Raw genomic sequence first — 21777 nt, 5'->3', positions numbered from 1 at the left:
TCCAGCGCGGCGACGGCCGTTCCCGCGGACTGGAACTCGGCCAGGCTGCCGGTGACAGTCGGGCTGCCGACCAGATAGGAGAAGGCAACAGTCTGGGCGGCGGCAGCGCTGTTGCGCCATTGCTCGCCGACGAAGGACACGTCCAGCGCCGTGATCGTGGCGCCGGTATTGTTCTGCAGGCGCACACCCCAGAACAGATTGCCGATGGCCGCGTTGCCCGATCCGAGTGCCCCCAGCGCGCGATCGGTGGCCGTGCCAGTGCCGTAGCTATAGAGGTTGCCGGCATTGCTGGAACCGTCGTTCGCCACGATCGTGGTGCCGGTGCCCGTCCGGGCATGAAACCAGCCGGGGACGGTCGAGTTGTTCGTCCAGGTGGCCGAGCCGCTGGCGGGCAGGGTGTCGAAACTCTGCGTATACGGCACCCCCATTGTGGTCAACGACACCTGGGCGTGCGCGCCGCCGGATGAAAGGAGGACGGCAATCCCGGACACGGGCAAGGCGAGCCGACAGATCCACTGCGATAGCAACACGACATACCCCGTTTGCGTGGCTGGGTTCGTGGCGCGCACGCCTCCCTGCGGCCGGTTCGGCCGGGCGCGCGCAGGGCGCCATGGTACGGCGTATCAGGGTCTTGATGAAGGCAGTGCCGCGGCGACCAGGTCGCCGCGGCGGAGGCCGCTTCAACGCGCCGCGTTGGCGTTCATCGTTGCGTTGCGGGAGGCGTCCTGGTACTGCGCCGGATCGCGCATGCCGGTGGTGTGGCATTGGCCGGTGGTGTGTCCGCGGTTGACCGCACCGCTGAGCTGGCCGTTGGTCTGCTCCGTGGTGCCGTCCTCGGGGTCATTCAGTACGAGGTCGGTGGCGACATTGCAGTAGTCGTTCGTCCACCAGTTGGTGGTGCGGAAGGCAGTGGTGTAGTAGTTCACTTTCGCGCGGCGGGTAGTCGGGATGCCCGCCAGCCAGGCGCTGGCGCCGCTGTAGGTGAGATTGTCGTTGGAGCCGCAACCGACACCGAACCAGGAACCCAGCGTCGCCAGGATGCCGGCGATATTGGTGCCCTTGTAGGGGGTGCCGACAGACTGGATCAGGCGGCTGCCGGTCGCGTTGTCCAGGCCGCTCCAGTAGTAGGTATACAGATGCAGTGACGCGGCGCCGCCCTGGCTGTGGTTGACTGTTCCGAAGGAGTTCCAGGTGCTGCCGAAACTCTGGATCAGGCGCGCGAACTGGTCGTGCGAGCGGCTCTGGTTGGCGTCGAGGAAAGTCGACGCGCTGGTGAAGTGAGAGGCCGGCCACACCCCACCGGAACAGTAGCCATGGACCAGCAGCAGACGCGATCCGACGCCGCGCGAATCGCCGCTCAATGCCGGTCGCGGACCCATCGTCATCAGCTCATCGATCTCGCCGGCCGGCGCGTCGCTGTTGCGCATCGTCGGCAAAGTGAGCGGTACGCGTGCAGCCCCTGCCAGCGTGATGAAGTGGTCGGGATCTTCGATGCGCAGCGAACGCAGTTCAAAGGGCGCCTTGGCACCGGAGCGGCTGATCCAACGCGTATCGAATCCCAGGCTGAGCTGGCCATTGGCTGGCGTCACCATGCCGCCGACCCACGCGACCGCGACCGGTTTGCCGCGTGCGTCGGTACCCCAGACTTCTGCATAAGCCCGGTAGTGCTGTTCGGCGCGTGCGGCGGCGACCGGCAAGGTGATAGCCAGCCGTGTGCCCTTGCTGGTTTCGCCCCGCGCCTGGAGCACGTCGCCCAGGCGCAGGCTGGGTTCCACAACTGCAACGATGTGCTCCGCGGTGCGTAGCACAGAAGAGCCCCCGGCATCTTTGCCGTGGCCAATCACCTGGGCAATGTAGGAACCAGCCATCTCGGCCGGGAACTCGGCGCCGAACAGGCCATCCCCGGCGGCGCCGTCATCGTGCGCGCCATCGTCTGCCATGGGGTAGGTCCGGACGATACCGGCGGGGGTTGTCACGCGCAGCTGCGCGGTATCCAGTCGGCCGCCCAGCGGACCTGCAACCGGCTTCATGCCGGTGGCCAGCGCCGCCACGATTGCGATACGCGAGCCGACCGTCTGGCGACGGTGCGTCTGGTAGGAGGCCAGTTCAGTGGATGGATCACCTTCCAGCAGAAGGTACCCGTCACGCGCGCCAGCGTCAGCGTCGACGGTCAGGGTCCAGTCGCCCTTCTCCGATGTTTCGAAGGCGTAGTAGCTGCCGCGGTGCGTGGCCAGTTCCATGCCGAAATCCGCCTCGCGAATGGTCGCGGCGAAATCGGCGGGCGGTGCGCGTCGTCCCGATGGCGATGTCAACGCCAGGCGCCAGGCCTCGTTTCCTGCAAACGCGATGAAACGCAGCCGGCCGTTGGCGGCAGGCAGCGTTACCTGGAACGTGGACTGCCCCTGTTTGCCACGCGTGAATACGACGGGTACCAGGGCGCTCTTGGAGAAGATCGGTGAGGCCGAAGGATCAGGCGCCCGCAACGTGGAGAAATCGGAAGGCGGTCCCGCGAGCTGCTTGGGTACCGGTGCGGCCTGCGCCAGCGGCGCGGCAAGGGCGAGGCAGAAAAGAATGGACGACGTCAGGCGATCGGTTTTCACAGCATTCCCTCCCAGGAACGGCCGGACTTTCAGTGAGTGATGAATGGTTCGTGCGGTTCAGCCCCGTGTCTGGATCCCTTGAATACGGGACCGAACTGCCAGTTATACAGATGTCCATTGTGAAAGCAATGGACTTTGCGGCCTTCGCTGGTCGTGCCGGCACGACTAGCAGTTCTGGCAGTCCGGGGCATTCCCTTTGTGCACTGCCGCAACGGCAGCACTGCCTGTGAGAGCCGTTTCGTGAATCCGGCCCGCGAGGTGCAAACCGAAGCGGCAGCCGCGCATCACACGGACAACGCTGCCGTGGAGTACAGGCAGCTGCAAGGGTTGCCAATCCGATCGCCGCACTGCGGAAAAGGAGGTCTGCCGAAGTATCCATGCTGCCGGTCACGGCGGCGTGTCGTGTCAACCCCGAAGCGGTCCGACTCGCCGGTCCCGGCTGGCGTGGCGGTGTATTGCCTGGTGTCTGACTGCCTCGGGTGTCATCCACTATCTGGAATCCCTGAGCCTATGAAATCGATTGTTGTAATGAATGGACTGGCAGCCGCCGTGCTGCTGTCGACCCACGCCCTGGCCGCGACCGAGTCGGGCGGTGGTACCCCCGTCAACGTCGTCGTGTCGGCGCGTTTCTCGCCCAGTGCGATTGCGGCCGGTCAGTCCACCACGCTGTCGTGGACGGCGCGCGGCGGTGATATCACCGGCTGCCGTATCACCGGCCTGCCCGGCGGGCTGCAGTTCGGCGGCGAAACCGGCTCCATCGTGGTGCGTCCGTCGCAGACGACGACCGCACGCGTGCTGTGCAGCGAAGAAGGTGGCGCCTATGACGTCGCCGAACCGGTTGTCACGGTGATGCCGGCGGATACGGCGCCGGTGGTCAATATCGCCTTTTCGCCGGCCAGCATCACGCTGGGCCAGTCCTCGACTTTTACCTGGACGTCGAAATACGCCACCAGCTGTTCCGCGACCGGCGGCATTGCGGTCAGCGGTACCTCCGGCAGCGCCGTCACCAAGCCGACCAGCAACCAGACGGTGACCGTGACGTGCGTGCGCGGCAGCTACAAGACTTCAAAGACCGCGACGCTGACAGTGACGCCGCCCGCACCACGTGTGTTTGCGACCGCACTTCCGGCGGCCCTGCACGCGCCTGGCGTGGTCACCGTTAGCTGGTCGTCCACCTATGCCACGGGCTGCAATGTCGGTCCGACGAGCGGTTCGTGGATGCGTGGATACAATCACACGACCACCGAGGTCTTTGTCTGCTGGGGCGCTGGTGGCACCACGACGGCTTTCCTGCACATCCCCGTGTTAACGGGTGGTGCCAAGGCCAGGATGACAGAACACCCGGCGCTGGTGGACCTCGGATTCGCACCGGGTGCGGGCGAAACGCAGTCGATCACCGCTGATTTCAACCAGGACGGCCGTGCCGACGCGCTCATTGTCGATACGGCCATCCAGACAGCCTATGTCGTGCTCGGCGGCGACGACGGTCGTTCGCGTATCGGCAAGACCATCGAAGGCGTGGTGGATCTGTCGCAGATCCAGGGCGTGTACGTCCCGTCGGGTGGTTCGGCCGAGAACATCGGGGTGACGGTGGCGAAGTGACGGCACGTGCGTCGGGATCACCGGATCCCGACGCACCGGCTTGAGAAAACGCATCGCCATCGATTCCCGCTGCTGATGGCGATGCGGCTGCTGGTCCGCATCAATCCAGGAACTGCAGTCTGGCCAGTTCCGCGTAGAGTCCGCCCTCGGCCAGCAGCTGCGCGTGCGTGCCTTCCGCTACGATGCGCCCGTGATCCATGACGACGATGCGGTCGGCCTTCAGGACCGTGGCGAGCCGATGAGCGATGACCAGTGTCGTCCGGCCGCGCATCAGCGTCTCCAGCGCCTGCTGCACGGCGTGTTCGCTCTGCGCATCGAGCGCGCTGGTGGCTTCGTCGAGCAAGAGGATGGGCGCATTCTTGAGCAACGCGCGCGCGATCGCGATACGCTGCTGCTGCCCGCCGGACAGTCGCGCGCCGCGTTCACCCAGTTCCGTATCCAGGCCCTTCGGCAACGCGTCGATAAACTCGACCGCGTGCGCGGCACCGAGCGCCTGGTGCACGTCGGCGTCGGTGGCATCGAGCCGGCCGTAGAGGACGTTCACTTTCGCACTGGCGGCGAAGATCGTCGGTTGCTGCGGAACCAGGCCGATAGCCTCGCGCAGCGCCCGGGGATCGAGCGCGCGGATGTCGACGCCGTCGATGCTGACGGTGCCGCAGGTCGGGTCGTGGAAGCGCAGCAGCAGCGAGAACAGCGTGCTCTTGCCGGCGCCAGAAGGGCCGACCAATGCGACCGTCTCGCCGGGACGGACGTGCAGGGTGAAATCAGACAGGGCGGCCTGTTCCGGGTTCTGCGGATAATGGAAGGTGACCTTGTCGAAATTGAGTGCGCCGCGCACAGGGGCGGGCAGCGCCGTGGGGTGTGCCGGCGCTCTGATGGCGGGCGATTCGGCCAGCAGTTCGCTGATGCGTCCCATGCCGCCGGCCGCGCGCTGCACTTCATTCCAGACTTCGGCGAGCGATCCGACAGAGCTGCCGCCGATGACGGCGTAGAAGAGGAACTGGCCAAGCGTTCCGCCGGTCATGCGTCCCGCCACGACATCGTGTGCGCCCACCCACAGCACGATAGTGAACGCACTGAAGATCAGGCTGATCCCCAGGAACATGACGACTGCTTGCAGACGGATGCGATGCCGGGCCGAGAAGATGGCCGTCGTGAGCGCCTCGACAAAGCGGCCACGTTCAAACGGCTCGCGCGAATGCGCCTGGACCGTCCGCACAGCCCCCAGGGTTTCGGCCGCGAGTGTGTTCGTATCGGCGATGCGGTCCTGGGTGGAACGCGACACCTGCGCCAGTCGCTCTCCGCTCAGGACGATGGGGATGACCGTCAGCGGGATGCCCAGCAGGGCATAGGCAGCGAGGCGCGGGCTCGTCACGAAGAGCATCACGAAGCTTCCCAGCACCGTCAACGAGCCGCGCAAGGCACTGGACATGGTCAATCCGATGACCACACGCAGCAGCTCGGAGTCGGCAATCAGTCGCGATACCAGGTCGCCGCTGCGGTTGCGGTCGTGGAACGCGGCGTCCATTCCGATCAGGTGCGCGTAGAGGCGTTCGCGCAGGTCTGCCACGACACGCTCGCCCAGCATGGAGATGAAGTAGTAGTGCGCCGAGCTGGTCAAGGCCAGCGTCCCGGTGACGGCCAGGACCATCAGGAATGTCTGGTTGATGGCCTCGCCGCCGCCCTGGGCGAAGCCCTGGTCGATCATGACGCGAAACGTGACCGGCATACCTAGTGTGGCCAGGTTGGCGCAGGCAAGGGCGATCAGCCAGCCGGCCAGAAGGCCGGGGTGCTTGCGCAGAAACGGCCACAGTGTGCGGAGACTACCAATGGGTGCGGCTGACTGGGATTCGGACATGGCGGGGAAAACGCATTTGTTAACAAGATGGTTGACGCTTCGTCTGGCCAATTTGGCTTACGCAGAATGCTTCACAGGAAATTTCGCATTTTCGTCATTTTCGCTGTCAACGCAGCGGCGGCAGCCGCGTTGATTACCCCGTTCCCAGGCTGATCGCTTCCCGTCGCATAGCGCGGAAGGCGATATCGGCCTGCGATCGACCGGAACGGGCCAGCCCGGTCGGAGAAATTATCGTGCGGGCACGCTCCCATCCCTGCTCGTGTTCCGGACGGTAAGACCGCAGCGCATCCCTGGTGCGCTGGAAAAATGAAACTCCATCAATTGTGAGGAGATTTACATGGAAACCAAGCAGAAGCTGTTTGCGTTCAAGTTGGCTGCCAAAGAAGTGGCGAAGAAAGAGTCCGCCGATGCCCAGTGGAAAGGCCGCGATGGCGTTTCCGTTGCCGGCTGCACGGACTACATCTGGCAGGGCAACTTGCGCTATCAGGGCGTGACGGGCAAGGACCGTGGCGTCTACTGCTGATCACCCGGCGTGATTGAGTGCGAGAGGTCCTTCGGGGCCTCTTGCATTCGTGCGGCCACTGCGTTGGAGAAGGCTGCGGCGGTGTCTGCGTCGCTGCTGCACGCACTCCATCCGGCCGGGAAACGTGTGCTACCCCGGCGTGTCCGGAATGGACCGCAGCGTCTGCGGCTTATCACCACCGTGATCCTGGGCAGGTCGCCCTTCAAGGTCGTCTGCACTTCGCTGTGTCGCCCACCGAAGGCTGTCAATGACAAAACGCATATTGATCATTACGGAACGCGCAGACGTGCACGCTGATCTGGTCGCCGACCGGATTCTCGCGAAGGGGCATCGACCGTTCCGCTTGAACCTGGACGAATTTCCGGCCCGGTTCTCACTGGATCTTCGCTTTGCCGACGGCGCCTGGACGGGCAGCCTGCTGCACCAGCCTTCCGGTGACACGCTGTGGTTGAGCGATATTGGCGCGGTCTGGACGCGAAAACCTGCCGAGTTCGCCTTCGACAGTGAAGATCTCGGCGCGCAGGAAAAAGCCTACGCCTCGGAAGAAACCGAGCATGTGCTATTGAGTCTGCTGCACTCCCTGTCATGCTTCTGGATGAGCCATCCGATTGCCGCCCGCGCTGCGCAATGGAAGGGCGAGCAGCTGCTGCGTGCCGCGGCAATGGGATTTGAGGTCCCTCGATCACTGATCGCCAACCGACCGGAGCCGGTTTTGCAGTTTCGCCACGCCGAGGGCGGAGACATCATCTTCAAGACGCTGGCCTCACCGTATCTGGGCGCCGACAAGGTTTCACCGGATGAGTGCGTCGCCGTCGGCATTGCCACGACGCGGATCACTGACGAGTACGTCGCGATGATCGATGGAATCGGCGAAGTGCCGTGCTTTTTCCAGACGCACATACCCAAGCAGTTTGAAGTGCGGGTGACGGTGATTGGCGACCGGGCCTATTCCGCGAAGATTCTCTCGCAGAGCGACCCGCGCACCGTTACCGACTTTCGCGAATTCTCCGTTGCCATTCCCTACGAGGCGTTCACGCTGCCGGAGGATGTGGAGCGGCGCTGCATCGCGTTCGTCCACAGCTATGGTCTTTCCTACGGCGCGCTGGACCTCATCGTCACACCGCAGGGCGACTATGTCTTCCTGGAGAACAATCCCGGCGGCCAATTCCTCTTTGTCGAGCAGCTGGTCCCGGAACTGAAACTCACAGATGCGGTGGCGGAGCGCCTGATCCAGGGGGCCGCGGATGGACGCTAGCACCAAGACGGGCTTTACCGCGATCGCGCGCCTTGAATCGCTCGTGCAGACGCGCGTGCTCGTGCTGGCGGCTACCAGCCTGGACATCGATCTGCTGCCCGCGGCATACGAATCGTTGCGGAGCATCGGGCCGGTTGAGCGCCTTTGCGTCGTGGTGAACTGCCGTGGCGGTTCCGTGAACGTGGCGCGACGCATTGCCCTGCTGTTTCGGGAATTCGCCACTCACGTGACGTTCGTGGTTCCGCATTTTTGCGAATCCGCGGGAACCGTGATGGCGTTGTCCGCCGACGAAATCGTTGCCGGGCCACTGGCCGTGTTCTCGCCGACCGATCCGCATCTGAACGCGGAAAACGCCGGCAGCGGTCCTTCGGCGCTCTCCTCCCAGGACATCCGCCTGTTCTGGCAGATGAGCCACGACTGGTTCGGCATGGAAAAGCACGATGCCCGACAACGCGCGTTGCCCCAGCTGTGCGACAGCATCTTTCCGACCACGCTGACATCACTGTACCGGTGCACGCGCGAGGTACAGGACATCAGCAACGAGCTGCTGGCGTTGGCGCTTCCGGATCGCTCGCCCGAACAGCGCTCGGCGATTACCGACACCTTGTTGTTCGGCTTCCATTCGCACACCTACGCATTGACGGGGGATGACCTTGCCCGCCTGGGGCTTCCGATGGCGCGACAGGCGGATGTGGAATCCCTTTCCTGGGAGATCGCGTGCGAAATCCGCACACGTGTCGGCGGCGGGTCTCGCACATCGATGGAGAGTGATTGGTGCGACGCACTGTTCATGACCAGCACCGGTGGTCTGCAGCGGCGTCGGTCGGTCGACAGCCCGAACGGATGCTGGGAACCGGTGGGGGTTGCATGAACGACCTGATGGGGCCTGTCGCAGAGATTGCGCGCCTTTGGCTGCTCGTGGCGCTGCTTGTGGCTGCGTGGGGGAAATCATTTCATTTCGGGCAGTTCCGCCGGGACTTGGCCAAGTCGTTTCCCGGGTTGCGACCGTACGTCGTACCGGTCGGTGCCGCGATCATCGTCGCCGAGTGGGGTAGTGCCGCCCTGGTGGTGCTGGGGGGACCGTTCGCGCGCTACGGCCTCATCGCCACGCTGGCCTTGTTCATTGTCTTCACCACGGTGATTGCGGTGTCGCTGGCACAGGACCGGACGGTCCTGTGCAGTTGCTTTGGCGGATCGAGCCACCGAATCTCGGCCTATGACCTGGTGCGGAACCTGCTGTTCATCGGCGCAGCGGGGTTTGCGCTCGGAACGCCGTCCCTTCCTGCAGACGATGTGTTCCTGCGCGTGATGCTGGCCGGCGTCGCTGTCATCTTCTTTCTGATTTCCACCGCGCTGCAGGACATCGTGGCGGTGCTGCGGATCAAGGTGTAGGGCAGGGGCATGCGTTATGCGTCCTGGAACCTCGCGTGCGTGCGTGGTGGTCGTCTTCCCGGGGAGTGAGCCTTGGTCATCGAATTCGTCGTTGCCATCCTGACCGTTGTCGTCGCGTTCCTGGTGTTCCTGGTACTGCGCCTCGCCGCGGTGATAGCAGCGCAGGAGTACCTGCGTTCACCTACCCGGTTGCCTGAAGGCACATCGCTGCCATCGTTCTCAGGCCGATGGTTGTCGAATGGGCGTGCGGTCAGTTCCTCGGCGCTGGCGGGCCAGTCCGCCGTGCTGCTGTTCCTGTCGCCCGAGTGCGATGACTGCCGCATGCGGGTGCGGCAGCTGACGCAACTGTATCCGGCCATCCGGAACGCTGGCGTGGCGCTGTGGATCGTGAGCGCAAATTCGCGCAAGCGGATGACGGCGTTTCTCCACGGAACGCCGCTGCTGGATCACGTCGTGCTGGTCAGTGCCTCAGCGCGCCGCGCGCTGAATCCACGCAATGCCGCGCCGTTCTATCTCTTTGCCGATCACCGCCAGACCGTGCTTGCCAGCGACTTTATCGGCGATGAGAACTGGCTTTCCTTTGTCGGGCAGGTTCAGCAGGAGGACGTCGAAACCGCCCCGGTGGCCATGGCCGGTTAAGTGGCATCGGCGTTGACGGCGCGGTCGCGTCAGTTCCGGCGGATCGCGCTTCGATGTGCCAGTGCGGCACCGAAGACCGGCAACATGGCGCACACAGCGAACACGGACATGAACGCGAGGCGCGCCGAGTGTGCAACGACGGCCGTGTAAAGCACGCCGCCAATGGCAATCATGCCGGCAATGGCCAGGGCATTGGCGAGCTGCAGACCGGAACTGTTCGTGCCGCGTTCGTTCTCGGGCGACAGTTCCAGGATGGCGCTCGCCAGGATGGGGTAGACCATGCCCATGCCGAATCCCGCCGCGGACCAGCCGGCAATGCCGATGCCGAGCGGAACATCGGGCGACACCGCTGTGGCCACCAGTCCGATACCGCCTGCGATCAGCCCCATGCCGACGCGCAGTCGGACTGTGCGGTCGCCGGCACCGCTGGCGACTACGCCCTGGAACCAGGATCCGGCGGAATAGCTGACCGCACCGACCGTCACGGCGATGCCGACCCACAGGGGTTGCAGCCCACGCTGCTGACTCAGTAGCAAGGGAACGAAAACCTCGGTGCCGAAGTAGGCGCCCGCGGCCATGGCGCGCAGCGCGATCACTGCCGGCACGCCCGCTTGCACGCTAAAGGTGCCAGCGGGCAGGAGCTGGTGGGCGAAAGTGCCGATGCCAATCAGGACCGCGGCCACGGCAAGCGGCGCGAGCGCGACCGCCTGCTGGCTCGCATAGGGCAGTAGAGCAATGCAGAGCGCGGCGCCGACTGCCCGGACGAGCGGTCGGGTGCCGCACTTGGCCGGCGGCCGCCGGGCCGGATCCGGGGCGATGGCCAAGGCCGGACGCAGCAACCCGCTCGCGGGCAACGCCAGCAGCGCCACGCCGAGAAACACCCAGCGCCATCCGGCGTAGTGCAGCACCAGCGCGCTGATGCCGGGACCAACGAGCGAGGGAATTACCCACGCGGCAGACAGTGCCGCGAAGACGCGGGGACGCAGCGGCAGCGGGTAGATCTGTCCGATCACGACGTACAGCGCGACGGAGACGAGTCCGGAGCCCAGCCCCTGGACCGCGCGGCCGAGCAGGAACATTCCCATCCCGGCAGCGAGGCCGGCGATGAGAAGGCCTGCAGCGAACGCGGCAATCCCGGTGGCCAGCGGGAGAGCCGCACCGCGCCGGTCGCTCCATTGGCCGGCCAGAATCATGCCGATCACGCTGGCGGCGAACACGCTGCTGAACCCGAGCGCGTAGTAGCGCATGCCGTCCAGCGCACGGGCCAGCTCCGGCATGATCGTGGCGACAGCCAGCGATTCGAAGGCAATAAGGGATACCAGCGTCACCATGCCCGTGGTGATCGCGCGGTACTCGGGGCTGAACAGGCCCGGTGCCTTCAGCGTGATCACCGCGCTCATCGGCAGGCCTCCGTGGCATGCGCATCGGGGAAGCGGGGGAATGCGAGGCGGATGCGTGGGGTGTCGGGTGACATGCTTGACCTCCAGTACGAGGCGGCCGAGCATAGAATCTCAACTTAACTTGAGGTCAAGCCAATGACGGACCTGGGTGTAGGCGAGGTCGCACGCCGCAGCGGGGTATCGGTGTCGGCCCTGCACTTCTATGAAAGCAAGGGCCTGATCAGAAGCGCGCGCAGTGCGGGCAATCAGCGACGCTATTCGCGCGACGTCCTGCGCCGGATTGCGGTAATTCGTGTTGCACAACGTGTAGGAATCTCCCTGGAGGCCATCGGGGAGGCTCTGTCGCGCCTGCCCCAGTCACGGACGCCGACCCGCGCCGACTGGGCGCGACTTTCTGCCGTATGGCACCAGGCGCTCGATGCGCGCATCACCGAGTTGACCCGCCTGCGCGACGAGTTGACCGGGTGCATCGGCTGCGGCTGTCTTTCGCTCAAGCGATGCCGGTTGAGCAATCCGGCCGACACCCTGGGGAAGATCGGCCCCGGTCCGCGGCGATTGATGGGAAATCCACTGGAATAGGCGGCGATAGCGCCCGGCGTGCGCGGCAGGGGCGTTCACCAGCTCTGCACGTACCCGTACCAGCATCCTGGAAAGCGCTTGGCGTAGAAATCTTCGCCGGTACCCCCGGGCTCTCCGGCCTTTGCGCAGGCCAATCCACCGTTGTCCAGCAGATTCGCACCGGAGGTCAGGATCCGCACCGTGCTGTCCGGCAGGTGATCCGTGTGGTAGACGCGGTAGAGGCCAACCCAGCGTGGGGGATGGTCGCGATCCGGGTCAAAGGGGATGGTTCCCTGGCGGACGTCGCGGACGTACGCCGAAAGCGCCGGCTCGCTGAGCCCAAAGCGCGCCAGGGCCAGCGTGTCGGTGTGCACTAGCAGCAGCCCGATGCCGGCAACCAGTGGCTCAAGCAGCCAGTTCGCGACACCTGGCATCGGGCGACGGACCCCGTGTATGCCTTTCCAACGCGCGTAGACGGACCATCCCAGGCGGGCCAGCCAGGTGATGATCCAGACCAGGCCGAACACTAACGCGCCGAGAAACGCCTCGAATCCAACGTGCGCATCGCTGAGAAGCAGCCCGCAAAAGAGCAGCCACAACGCGGAAGCGGACCAGGCGAACCAGCCCGGCCGGAAATGCCGGGGCGAACCGGAATTGGCAGTGGCCATGCAATACCAGGTACGAGTGAGGAGATGAATCGATCCTGACACAGTGCTGACGCGTGCGTCGCTCAGACCTTGCGAGTGGGCGTCCGGTGCAACAGCTGCCTGGCGAGGGTACTACCGGCCCGCCACGTGCGAGTGCTTGAACTGTAGCGGCCATGCCTTGCCAATACGTACTGAACGGGATCGGCAGGTTCTGGAATGGCTGCGGATCGGTTGCGAGCAGGGGCGGTCGTGCACGAGAAGGTTTCGGGGCGACAGGGTTCGGCATGGTCCGATTGTGCGCACGCGGATCGCCGTACCGGTGCGGTCGGCGATCCGTGTCGCAAAACAGTAGCAACCGGGGCGGACCCTACGACTTACCGGCTGCTGCCCAGACTGTGCATGGGATTGAGCGCATCGGCGGCAGGCGCTGGCCGCCTGGCGCTCCCGGGGTCATTCTGCCATTCGTCCAGGCGGCGCTCGGCGGTACGGTAATCGCCGTAGGTCACCGCCAGGCCGCCGTTCCAGCACAGGCCAACGGGAACGCCGCCGTTCGATTTCAGCCACGCCGGCAGGCGTTCGGCCAGGCGTGCCTCGGGGTAGTCGTCGCGCTTGACGCGTTGGCGTATTTCCTCGTTCACCGCGGCAACCAGATCGGCGCGCGACCGGAAATCCGGTTTGGACCCGTCGGCATTGGCGCCGACGCTCTCGGGACGCGTACCGTCCGGGTTGCACATGAACGTGCTGCAGGCCTTGCCGGAGCGATCGATGAGCAGATCGCAGCGCAAGTCCGCGGCGGTCGCCGACAGTGTCGCGGCGGTGCCCAGTCCCGCTACGACGGTCACAAGCCAAGCTTTCATTCCACCTCTCCGATTCCGGCCGACGCCGGTCACCCATGCTATCGCGTACGCAAAACGGCGACAGATTGGCCGCACCGGGCATGCCCTGCGAGTCGTGAACTATTCAAGGGAGAACCCGTTCACAAAAGTCCGGTCGTCGACGCATTCGCAGACGCCGTGGTCGAAAGTGCCCCAGGCGGGGATTGACACCGGGGGCGTCACAGGGAGGGAGCTAGTCTGGCATCCGATCCATCGTCGGATGTCGGGAGACAGGAACGACGTGCGACGACCGTTCGTCGGCAATGACGCACGCGTGTGACGGCGGCACAGGAAATGTGGCGGGCAACGGCGTTGAGACTTGCTATTCTATCGCGCTGTCCGCTCCAGGCGTTGCCGGGGCCCAGTGCCACCGGAGCGTGGCCAGGACGCACGCACGACGACCAACGGATGGACCGATCTCCATGCTGCAATTTCCAGAACCCGTCAAGCAGTACTGGCAGCAACTCTTCTGCGCCGGCGAGACGCTGTTCCAGGACGAGCACTTCCTGCTGTCCGTGAATCCCGCGCTGAGGGAAGAACGCCGGCTGATGGTCCTGACGCTGGCGGACGGTCGCGTTCTGGCGACGACGACGCCGGCAATGGCCGAGGTGCTCCATCTGGCCCGGCGGCGGCCCACGTCGATGGCGGGCCTGCGCGAACGACTGGAGGCGGTCGGCGGCGCGTTGCACGGCGCTGACCACCTGTTCTACTACGACAGGGCCGCTCAAGCGGAGCTCACGGCCAATCCCGCCGACGCAGTGCGCCGTCTGAGCGGCGCCGACGAACCCGCCTTCCGGGCGTTTGAGGGCAGGGCGTCAGAGCAGGACAGGGACGACGCTTCCGTAGCGCTTGAGCACTGGATCGCCTGTGGCGCGTTTGTGAACGACCACCTTGTCTGTGTCGCCAGCCTGTATCCATGGGGCGACGCCCCCATGGGGGACATGGGCGTGCTGACACTCGCCGAATTCCGCGGACTCGGCCATGCCCGCAGAGTCGTGCGCGCCATCAGCGGTGCCGCACTGGAACAAGGCTATGAACCCCAGTATCGCTGCCAGTTGGACAACCTTCCGTCGGTCGCGCTGGCCAAGTCCGCCGGACTGTCGCGTTTCGGCAGCTGGGACGTGATTTCTCCGGACTCGCCGGTGTAGCAGAGGCGGCTGCATGATCCGCAGCGCAATGCCGAGCAGTCATTCGCGGCCCTGCTGTTGCGCCGCTACATTCCCTGGGCGGCCATTGGTACGGGAGGATCGCGGCCGCAGCGCCAATCCGTCGCCTTTTTCCGCTGCGCTGCACTAGGACAATCGGAACACCGTGACGCGTTCGGTGGCGGTGGTCCGCGCGCTGTCGTGGTCTTTCGTCACCGGGTCATGCCCCCAGCCTGGATCGCCGGCGTCGGTGAGAGCAGTGACGGCGTTGACAAAAACTTCACTCTGTTCTTTGTTTAGACATTCCCTAGTGAAACGGCGGCCGGGGCAGTCGTCCATCCTATACCACCATCCACGACCAGTATAAGTGCCACCATTTGGCGCCAAGTACGAAAACGGTCCGTGTCGGTGATGCAGCTCCTCATCCGTCAATAGGCGCTGACCGGAATTCCGTGCTTCCTGTTGATAACGGCCCGGGCGCCGATCATGCGACGAATGGAGATAGCAAAGTACGACGTTCCTAGTCCCGGGAATCGGACCAGCCGATTCCCATATTGCCCTTTTTGCCAATGGATCCGCCCGATTCCGGGTCTTCTGCAGCGTCCGGTCGGCGCCATTGGGCAGGGGGACGGGGCGCGCGGCCGCGCACGGTGGGGCGGCAGCCTGCCCGGTGCGCGTGCGGAAACACGATTCCAGCACAGTTGTCATAGGCCGGCCTTGTGGCTGCCGTTACATGACTATCAGGACTGGCTGCATCCGGAGCGCTGCATTTCCGCCGGAGTTTCAGAATGGACAAAACCCCAGGACCGCAGTGGGGTTGTCTAAAAATTAACCAAAGCTGCGCGGCGGTTGTTAAATAAATGCGCAAATCCATCTCGCGGAAACGTTTTCTAATCCCTATGTCGCGCTGGTCACGTTTCTGCCTCAGTAAACGTATAGGAATTAAATAGTGGCGTTGACGGTCAAGTGGAGGTCGGATAATCTGCCGCCCCGTTGCTAATGTGTGGTTGTACGACGAAAGGTGTGCAGCCAGCGCCAGAGGCGACGGCAAGTAGCAGGAAGGTTGGACGTATGCCGGTAATGCCGCGTTTCGGCACGCAGGCCCGGGGGGCAACTGCTGCGATACCGATAGAGGGCGCCGTGATCACTGCATGCAGCCAGCGTTGTGCGGCGTTCGAGCGGGAATGCCGTATCGCCGCGAGGCTGGCGACGCAATGACGGCACACCTTCGTCCGCGGAAGTAGGGAATGGCCCGCCGGGCGACGGCGTGGCCTGCGAAGGTGTGCCCGCAGATGTGTCCCGTCGTATCAACGACTTGACGCCGCCCTGCGCGGTACGTCGCCTCCCAGTCGGTACCGAATCCCACCACCTATCCTCCGGCTGCCGAAAGGCAGAGCCGGGTGATGGGCTGTAGTTCGCAAATCGAAACAGCGTCGTGGTTTTTCGATGTCAAAGGATTGCGAGTGCTTCGATATTACCCCCTCATCATCCGATTCCTACCGTTGGTCGCCCTCGTTACGGTGATTTCGCGCTTTTGTCATGTTGTGTACTTGAGCGGCGGGCGTGCTGCTAAAAATGCCGTCCGCGTGGTGGATTCCTGTGTCGGGTTGGTTCGCAGAAGCGGCGCCGACCCCGACTGTTCTGATCACGCCGCAGGGCATCACCGATTCGCTGGCGTTGCCTCGCGACAACAGGGCCGGGAGCGTTGGCCAGATGAGTCACCCGGGTCGCCGCCCCGCTGGTTGATCACGTAGTCCCGTTTCGTGAACTCGATCAACCCTGGCGCCGCTGAGGGTGCGGCGCCACGACTACAGAGCAGGGAGCTTTTCAGTGCAGACGTTGTTACCACTGACATCGGCGCAATCGAGCATTTTCCACCACCAGTGCCACAACGAAGGCAACCCGTTCTACAACGTCGGTGGCTACATCCGCCTGGAAAATCCGGACGTCGATCGGCTTACGCGCGCGCACGCGCGCCTGGTCGGCTCCTTCGAAGCATTCCGGCTCAGGATCGTCGTGGGTGAGGCGGGTGTTCACCAGACGCATGCCGCTTCATGCACTGTGGAACTTCCGCTGGTCGACCTCTCGGCGCAGGACGATCCCCAGGGTGCCGCCGCGGACTGGCTGGAAGAGCTATTCACGACATGTATACCCCTTGAGGACGCGCCGCTGTACCGTGCGGCGCTGCTCAAGCTGACGGAGCATCTCTATTTCTACGTCGGCATGGGGCATCACATCGCCCTGGACGGCATCGGCTTCGTGAACTGGGGCGCTGCACTGGCGCGCTTCTACGGCGCACCCTCCGAAGGTTCACTGGATCTGCCCCTGGAGGTACCGAATGCGGCATTGGTCGAACGCGACCAGGCCTACCGGAGCAGCGACCGCTACGTAAAGGATCGGCGCTTCTGGACACAGAAGACCCGCGGCTTCAATGACAGCCTGTTTCCCGCGCTGCAAGGCGACGTCCCTGCGCAAACGCGCCGGCGCAGTGCCCGTGAAGTGCTGCCGATATCGCCGGCGTTGCAGGCGACGCTGTCGACACTGGGCGCGAAGTTGCAGGTCGAGCGGCACCAACTGGTGCTCGCGGTGCTCGCTGTCTATTTCAGCCAGAGCTATTGCTCCGATTCCGTGGTGATCGGAATCCCGTTGCACGGACGGCACGACGAGGGGGAGCGGGCCAAGATCGGGTTGCTGACCCAGATGCTGCCGATGCTGGTCGAGGTGGATCCCACGGCTTCCGTGGCCGGCGTGGTCGGCGCGATCCGGCGCGGACAACGGGAACTGCTGCGGCACCGCAACTTTCCCATCATGGAAGTGGCCAACGACCCCGGCAATCCCAGGCCCAAGGACCAGCCGTTCGATTTTGCGTTTAGCTATCTGCCCGTCGGTGACGATCCGTTGTTCGACGGCAAGCCGGGCCAGCTCGTTTATTGCTCGCATCATCACGAGCAGATGCCCTTGCTGGTGACCTACTGGGACGCGCAGGATGCCGCCGGCAGTGCCTTGTTCTTCGACTACAACCTGGGACATTTCCCGGCTGCGGAAATCGGCGCCGTACTGCGCCGCTTCGTGCACCTGCTCGACCAACTGGTCGCACAAGCCGATTGCCCGGTGGCAGAACTGGATTGCGTCACCGCGGAGGAACGCCGGCACCTGCTGGCCGTGGCCCTCGGCGATGGCATCGACAGCATTGAATTCGACGTTGCCGATCGACTCGCCCGCCAGTTCGCCGAACGACCGCAGCACGTGGCGCTGGAAGGTGCGTTCGGTCGCGTCAGCTACGCAGCGCTCGATCGACGCGTTGCAGCGGTTGCCGGCGCGCTCCATCATCAGTATGCGATCACCAAGGGCGATCGCGTGGCGGTGCTCCTGCCGCATTCGCCGGAACTGGTGGTCGCGCTGCTGGCCTTGGTCCGCCTGGGCGCGGTGTACGTTCCTATCGATCCGCAAAGTCCAGCCCTTCGTACGCGTCATATCCTGGCCGACAGCCAGGTGCGACTGGTCGTCACCCATGCCGAATTCGCGCGCGAACCGGAAGATTGCGCAACAGACCTTTCCTGGGTCGACGTCGGGCATCTCGCGTCCGCAGCGACCGGGGAGCTGCCGCTGCCATCCGCACGCGTGCAGCCAGACGATCCGTTCTACATTCTCTACACCTCCGGCTCGACCGGCGTCCCCAAGGGCGTATTGATCAATCGTGGCGCAGCCGAGAACCTGCTCGGCGGATTTGCGCGACAGTTGAAGCTCGGCGACGGCGGCCGCTGGCTGTTCCTGTCGAGCGTCGCCTTCGATATTTCTGTCGTGGAGTGGCTCGGCTGCCTGGCGCTCGGCAATACCTGTGTCCTTCCGTCCGCGGCGCAACTGGCCGATCCCTTCGACCTCGCCGTAATGACGAATGCGGCGGACGCCTCGTTCGTGCAGACCACGCCGTCGCGCCTGAAGCAGCTCTACAACGCCGGCTGGAAGCCCCGCGCCGGCCAATGCGTTGTCAGCGCGGGCGAGCCGCTGCCCACCGAACTGGCCGAGAATCTGCTGGCGTGTGGCGTCGTGCTGTGGAACGGCTACGGCCCGACGGAGGCGACGGTCTATTCCCTGGTCAAGCAGGTTCGCAGCGATGAACCCGCGCAGGTCCGCACCGCGATTGGGGCCCAGCTGCCCGGCTATCGTCACTATGTGCTCAATACGCACCAGCGGCTTGTGCCGCCGGGCTTGCCCGGGGAGTTGGTCATTGCCGGCGCCGGACTCGCGGTTGGCTATGTAAACCGGGATGACCTGACCGAACGCCAGTTCGTCACCAGCGGCGCGGTGCCCGAAACGCGGCTCTACCGCACCGGCGATGTCGTGCGGCACCTGGGCGGTGGGTGTTTCCAGTACCTGGGACGCAATGACGACCAGATCAAGCTTCGCGGCTATCGGATCGAGCTGGGCGAAATCCAGGCGGCGATCCGGCAACTACCCGGTGTGCGCGATGCCGCCGTTGTATATCGCAAGGCGGACGGTGACCGCCCGGCCCAGTTGATCGCCTACGTTTGCGCCGATGCGGGCAGCTCCGCTGCGCCGGCCGGCGAGCACGCGCTGGCCTGGGTTCGGCGGTCGCTTTCGGAAGCCTTGCCGGGCTACATGGTGCCGACGGCGTTTGTTGCCATCGACGCCTTGCCCGTCAGTACCAACGGAAAGCTCGACAAGTCGCGTCTTCCACAGGTGGACGACAGCGATGCCGACGCGCCGACGCCGCTCCAAACCCCGCAGGAACACCGTGTTGCCAGCGTGTGGTCCGAGATGCTGGGCGTACCGTTCGCCGGGCTGGGCGGGCATAGCGACTTCTTTGTCCTGGGTGGCGACTCCGTGCTGGCGGTCCGGATGGTGGCCCGCCTGCGCAACACAACGATGCGCAAGGTCGAGGTCGGCGACCTGTTTCGCCACTCGCGTCTTTCCGCGCTGGCCGCACGCCTGGACGCGCTGCCGCCGTGGCACGCGCCGGGGCAGATCCCCAGTGTCGTGCGCGACGCCCCGGACTATCCCGTTTCGGTGGTACAGCGCCAGCTGTGGCATCTGCAGTCGCAGGAGCCCGCATCCAGCCGTTACAACATGGCGGTTGCCTACCGCGTTGACGGGCCGATGGTGCCCGCACGGATTGAGCAGGCCTTGGCGGCACTGCTGGAACGCCACGAATCACTGCGCACTGTTTATCGGCAAACGGACGCCGGGTTGCGTCAGGTCGTGCTGGCCGCGCCCGCATGGCGGCTCGAAACGATAGACGGCACCGTGTGGACGCCGCGGGAACGCGCCGGGAACGTCGAAGCAGCCTCGTTGCGGCACGCGCAGGCGCCGTTCGACCTGGCGGTGGACGTGCCATTCCGCGCCCAGGTGATCGTGCTGTCGGACACCGAGTCCGTGCTGCTTCTGAACCTGCACCATATCGCCGTGGACGGCTGGTCGATCCGTGTGCTGGTCGATCAGTTCCTGGACATCTATACCGCGATGGCCAGCGGGCAGTCCGTGACGCTGGCGGCGCCGCACCGGCAATATGTGGATTTTGCGGCATGGCAGCACGCTGCGCTGGCGCAGGGCGCGTGGGATGGCCAGTTGACGTACTGGGAAGGTGTATTGAGCGATGCACCGCCGCAGCATGCGCTGCCGCTGGACGGCCCGAGATCGGCGCCCTCCGACCATGCCGCGCAACCGGTGGAGCTGGCGATCGGCCCGGCACTGGTGACCAGGCTGCGAAACCTTGCCCAGCGATTGGCTGTTACCGAGTTCAGCCTGCTGCAGAGCGTTTTCGCCCTGCTGGCTTGCAAATGGAGTTACAGCGACGAGGTCGTGATCGGCAGTCCGGTGCTGGGACGCGGGTCGACGGAACTGGAGTCGACCGTCGGCATGTTCGTCAATGTGCTGGCCTACGTGCATCGCTTCCGCTCCGACCAGCGCTTCGCGGACTACCTCACGCATTTCCAGCGGACCGCCGCCCAGGCCCTGGAGAACCAGGACATTCCGTTTGAACGGGTCGTCGAAGCCATTCGGCCGCAACGGGATCCGGGCGTGCATCCGGTCTTCCAGCTCCTGTTCGCCTTCCAGGACGACCTGCCGGAACGCATGACGGCGGGAGGACTGCGGTTCGAGCGCCTGCCGGAACCGGCGGTGGCCACGAAGTTCGACCTGGAGCTGCTGGTCTGTCGTTCGGACGACCGCTGGCTGTGCCGCTGGATTTCTGCGCCCGGGCTGTTTCAGCGCGAATCGGTAGCGGCGCTGGCTTCGGCCTACGTGGACCTGCTGGAGCGCGTCGCGGACGCGCCCGGGAAACACGTCGGTGAGATCGGTCTGCGGCCGGCACTGGCTCCGGCTGGAGAATGGGCGCCTGTGTCCGACGTCGCCGGCGTGCATCAACTGGTGGAGCGCAGGACGGCCTTGTGTGCCGATGCTGTCGCTGTTCGCCATGGCGACCAGATGATGACGTATGGCCAGCTCAACCAGCGGGCAAACCGGCTCGCGCGGTTGCTCCTGGCCCGCAACGTGGCACCGGGTTCGCGCGTGGCGCTGTGCTTGCCGCGCAGCATCGACCTGATCGTCGCGACGATTGCCGTGCTGAAGGCGGGCTGCGCCTACGTGCCTGTCGATCCGGGCTATCCGGCTGCGCGCCAGTCCTACATTCTCAGCGACGCCGATCCTGTCTGTGTGTTGAGCACCGTCCGGCTTGCCAGTGAGTGCGCGCCGGTTTTTGCGGGGCGCGCGCAGCTCGTGCTGGATGATCCAGCCCTGGACGTCACGCTCGCCGGGCTGGCGCCCGATGACATCGCGCCCGCGCAGGTCGGCGTGTCGCCGGACAGCGACGCCTACGTCATCTACACCTCCGGTTCCACCGGACAGCCCAAGGGCGTTCTGATCGCGCATCGTGGATTGATCAACCTTGCGGTCGTGCAGGCACGCGCATTCGGTATCGACGACAGCTCCCGCGTGCTGCAATTCGCGTCCTTCAGTTTTGACGCGGCCACGTCCGAGTGGAGCACCGCACTGGCCACCGGTGCCGAGCTGATCCTGGTGCCGGAAGACGTCGTCCCTGACGCCGCGGCTTTGACCCGATGGGCGTCCGCGCACCGCGTCACCCATGCGACGCTGCCGCCGGTCGTGCTCAAGCGTCTGCAACCGGCCGCCTGGCCGACATTGACCCACGTTATTTCTGCCGGCGAGGCGGTTTCGCTGGAAGAAGCGCGGCGCTGGTCGGCGCACTGCCGCTTTATCAACGCCTACGGGCCCAGCGAGTCGACAGTCTGCGCGACCATCGGTGG

At 64.9% G+C, this 21777-nt stretch carries 14 protein-coding genes (1 of these 14 cut by a window edge); 9 read left to right on the top strand and 5 right to left on the bottom strand.

Annotated features, from left to right (window positions below; genetic code table 11):
- Positions 1-680 precede the first annotated feature (680 nt).
- Positions 681-2600: a choice-of-anchor X domain-containing protein gene (locus tag N4264_RS15930; protein ID WP_261693225.1), complete on the bottom strand. Its 1920-nt coding sequence runs from the start codon at positions 2598-2600 to the stop codon at positions 681-683.
- 510 nt (positions 2601-3110) lie between these two features.
- Between N4264_RS15930 and N4264_RS15925 the strand changes: the two genes are divergently transcribed.
- Positions 3111-4202, top strand: a complete 1092-nt coding sequence (locus N4264_RS15925) for a hypothetical protein (RefSeq protein ID WP_261693224.1) — start codon at positions 3111-3113, stop codon at positions 4200-4202.
- A gap of 100 nt (positions 4203-4302) precedes the next feature.
- Here the strand turns inward: N4264_RS15925 and N4264_RS15920 are convergent, their stop codons facing one another.
- Positions 4303-6060, bottom strand: a complete 1758-nt coding sequence (locus tag N4264_RS15920; RefSeq protein ID WP_261693223.1) for an ABC transporter transmembrane domain-containing protein — start codon at positions 6058-6060, stop codon at positions 4303-4305.
- A 337-nt stretch (positions 6061-6397) separates the two neighbouring features.
- On the opposite strand from N4264_RS15920, the gene N4264_RS15915 reads away from it, so the two are divergent.
- From N4264_RS15915 to N4264_RS15895, 5 genes are all read left to right on the top strand, one after another.
- Positions 6398-6583, top strand: a complete 186-nt coding sequence (locus N4264_RS15915; RefSeq protein WP_261693222.1) for a hypothetical protein — start codon at positions 6398-6400, stop codon at positions 6581-6583.
- A 247-nt stretch (positions 6584-6830) separates the two neighbouring features.
- Positions 6831-7838, top strand: a complete 1008-nt coding sequence (locus tag N4264_RS15910) for an MvdC/MvdD family ATP grasp protein (RefSeq protein WP_261693221.1) — start codon at positions 6831-6833, stop codon at positions 7836-7838.
- Positions 7828-8709 (top strand): SDH family Clp fold serine proteinase, encoded by an 882-nt coding sequence (locus tag N4264_RS15905; protein ID WP_261693220.1) that lies wholly within the window; start codon positions 7828-7830, stop codon positions 8707-8709. The genes N4264_RS15910 and N4264_RS15905 overlap by 11 nt, the downstream gene beginning before the upstream one ends.
- On the top strand, positions 8706-9230 hold the full coding sequence (locus N4264_RS15900) for a MauE/DoxX family redox-associated membrane protein (protein ID WP_261693219.1): 525 nt from the start codon (positions 8706-8708) through the stop codon (positions 9228-9230). Before N4264_RS15905 ends, N4264_RS15900 begins: the two co-directional genes overlap by 4 nt.
- A 72-nt stretch (positions 9231-9302) precedes the next feature.
- A complete protein-coding gene (locus N4264_RS15895; RefSeq protein ID WP_261693218.1) occupies positions 9303-9869 on the top strand; it encodes a peroxiredoxin family protein in 567 nt (188 codons plus the stop codon).
- Between the two features lie 29 nt (positions 9870-9898).
- Here N4264_RS15895 and N4264_RS15890 read toward each other — a convergent pair whose 3' ends face one another.
- Positions 9899-11269 carry an MFS transporter gene (locus N4264_RS15890; RefSeq protein ID WP_261693217.1) on the bottom strand — a complete coding sequence of 457 codons (1371 nt, stop codon included), beginning with the start codon at positions 11267-11269 and terminating at the stop codon, positions 9899-9901.
- 135 nt (positions 11270-11404) lie between these two features.
- On the opposite strand from N4264_RS15890, the gene soxR reads away from it, so the two are divergent.
- Positions 11405-11848: a redox-sensitive transcriptional activator SoxR gene (gene soxR / locus N4264_RS15885; protein WP_261693216.1), complete on the top strand. Its 444-nt coding sequence runs from the start codon at positions 11405-11407 to the stop codon at positions 11846-11848.
- Positions 11849-11883: 35 nt separating this feature from the next.
- On the opposite strand, the gene N4264_RS15880 is transcribed toward soxR, so the two are convergent.
- Both N4264_RS15880 and N4264_RS15875 read right to left on the bottom strand, forming a co-directional pair.
- A complete protein-coding gene (locus N4264_RS15880; RefSeq protein WP_261693215.1) occupies positions 11884-12495 on the bottom strand; it encodes a hypothetical protein in 612 nt (203 codons plus the stop codon).
- A 353-nt stretch (positions 12496-12848) separates the two neighbouring features.
- Positions 12849-13331, bottom strand: a complete 483-nt coding sequence (locus N4264_RS15875; RefSeq protein ID WP_261693214.1) for a hypothetical protein — start codon at positions 13329-13331, stop codon at positions 12849-12851.
- Between the two features lie 440 nt (positions 13332-13771).
- Here N4264_RS15875 and N4264_RS15870 point away from each other — a divergent pair, with 440 nt between their 5' ends.
- Both N4264_RS15870 and N4264_RS15865 read left to right on the top strand, forming a co-directional pair.
- On the top strand, positions 13772-14497 hold the full coding sequence (locus tag N4264_RS15870; RefSeq protein ID WP_261693213.1) for a GNAT family N-acetyltransferase: 726 nt from the start codon (positions 13772-13774) through the stop codon (positions 14495-14497).
- Between the two features lie 1827 nt (positions 14498-16324).
- A protein-coding gene (locus N4264_RS15865) for a non-ribosomal peptide synthetase (RefSeq protein WP_261693212.1) crosses the window boundary here: on the top strand, positions 16325-21777 show its 5' portion. Its footprint extends 4165 nt past the window's final position; the window shows 5453 of its 9618 coding nt (coding positions 1-5453); its start codon is at positions 16325-16327; its stop codon lies off the right edge, out of view.

This window comes from Tahibacter amnicola (assembly GCF_025398735.1).
GTDB classification, from domain to species: Bacteria; Pseudomonadota; Gammaproteobacteria; order Xanthomonadales; family Rhodanobacteraceae; genus Tahibacter; species Tahibacter amnicola.
Note: the sequence above shows the minus strand (reverse complement) of the source record. Positions and strands in the feature narration are given on the sequence as shown.

Coding starts and splice junctions, on each gene's coding strand:
- N4264_RS15925 (WP_261693224.1), top strand. CDS start 3,111: ATGAAATCGATTGTTGTAATGAATGGACTGGCAGCCGCCGTGCTGCTG.
- N4264_RS15920 (WP_261693223.1), bottom strand. CDS start 6,060: ATGTCCGAATCCCAGTCAGCCGCACCCATTGGTAGTCTCCGCACACTG.
- N4264_RS15915 (WP_261693222.1), top strand. CDS start 6,398: ATGGAAACCAAGCAGAAGCTGTTTGCGTTCAAGTTGGCTGCCAAAGAA.
- N4264_RS15910 (WP_261693221.1), top strand. CDS start 6,831: ATGACAAAACGCATATTGATCATTACGGAACGCGCAGACGTGCACGCT.
- N4264_RS15905 (WP_261693220.1), top strand. CDS start 7,828: ATGGACGCTAGCACCAAGACGGGCTTTACCGCGATCGCGCGCCTTGAA.
- N4264_RS15900 (WP_261693219.1), top strand. CDS start 8,706: ATGAACGACCTGATGGGGCCTGTCGCAGAGATTGCGCGCCTTTGGCTG.
- N4264_RS15890 (WP_261693217.1), bottom strand. CDS start 11,269: ATGAGCGCGGTGATCACGCTGAAGGCACCGGGCCTGTTCAGCCCCGAG.
- soxR (WP_261693216.1), top strand. CDS start 11,405: ATGACGGACCTGGGTGTAGGCGAGGTCGCACGCCGCAGCGGGGTATCG.
- N4264_RS15880 (WP_261693215.1), bottom strand. CDS start 12,495: ATGGCCACTGCCAATTCCGGTTCGCCCCGGCATTTCCGGCCGGGCTGG.
- N4264_RS15875 (WP_261693214.1), bottom strand. CDS start 13,331: ATGAAAGCTTGGCTTGTGACCGTCGTAGCGGGACTGGGCACCGCCGCG.
- N4264_RS15870 (WP_261693213.1), top strand. CDS start 13,772: ATGCTGCAATTTCCAGAACCCGTCAAGCAGTACTGGCAGCAACTCTTC.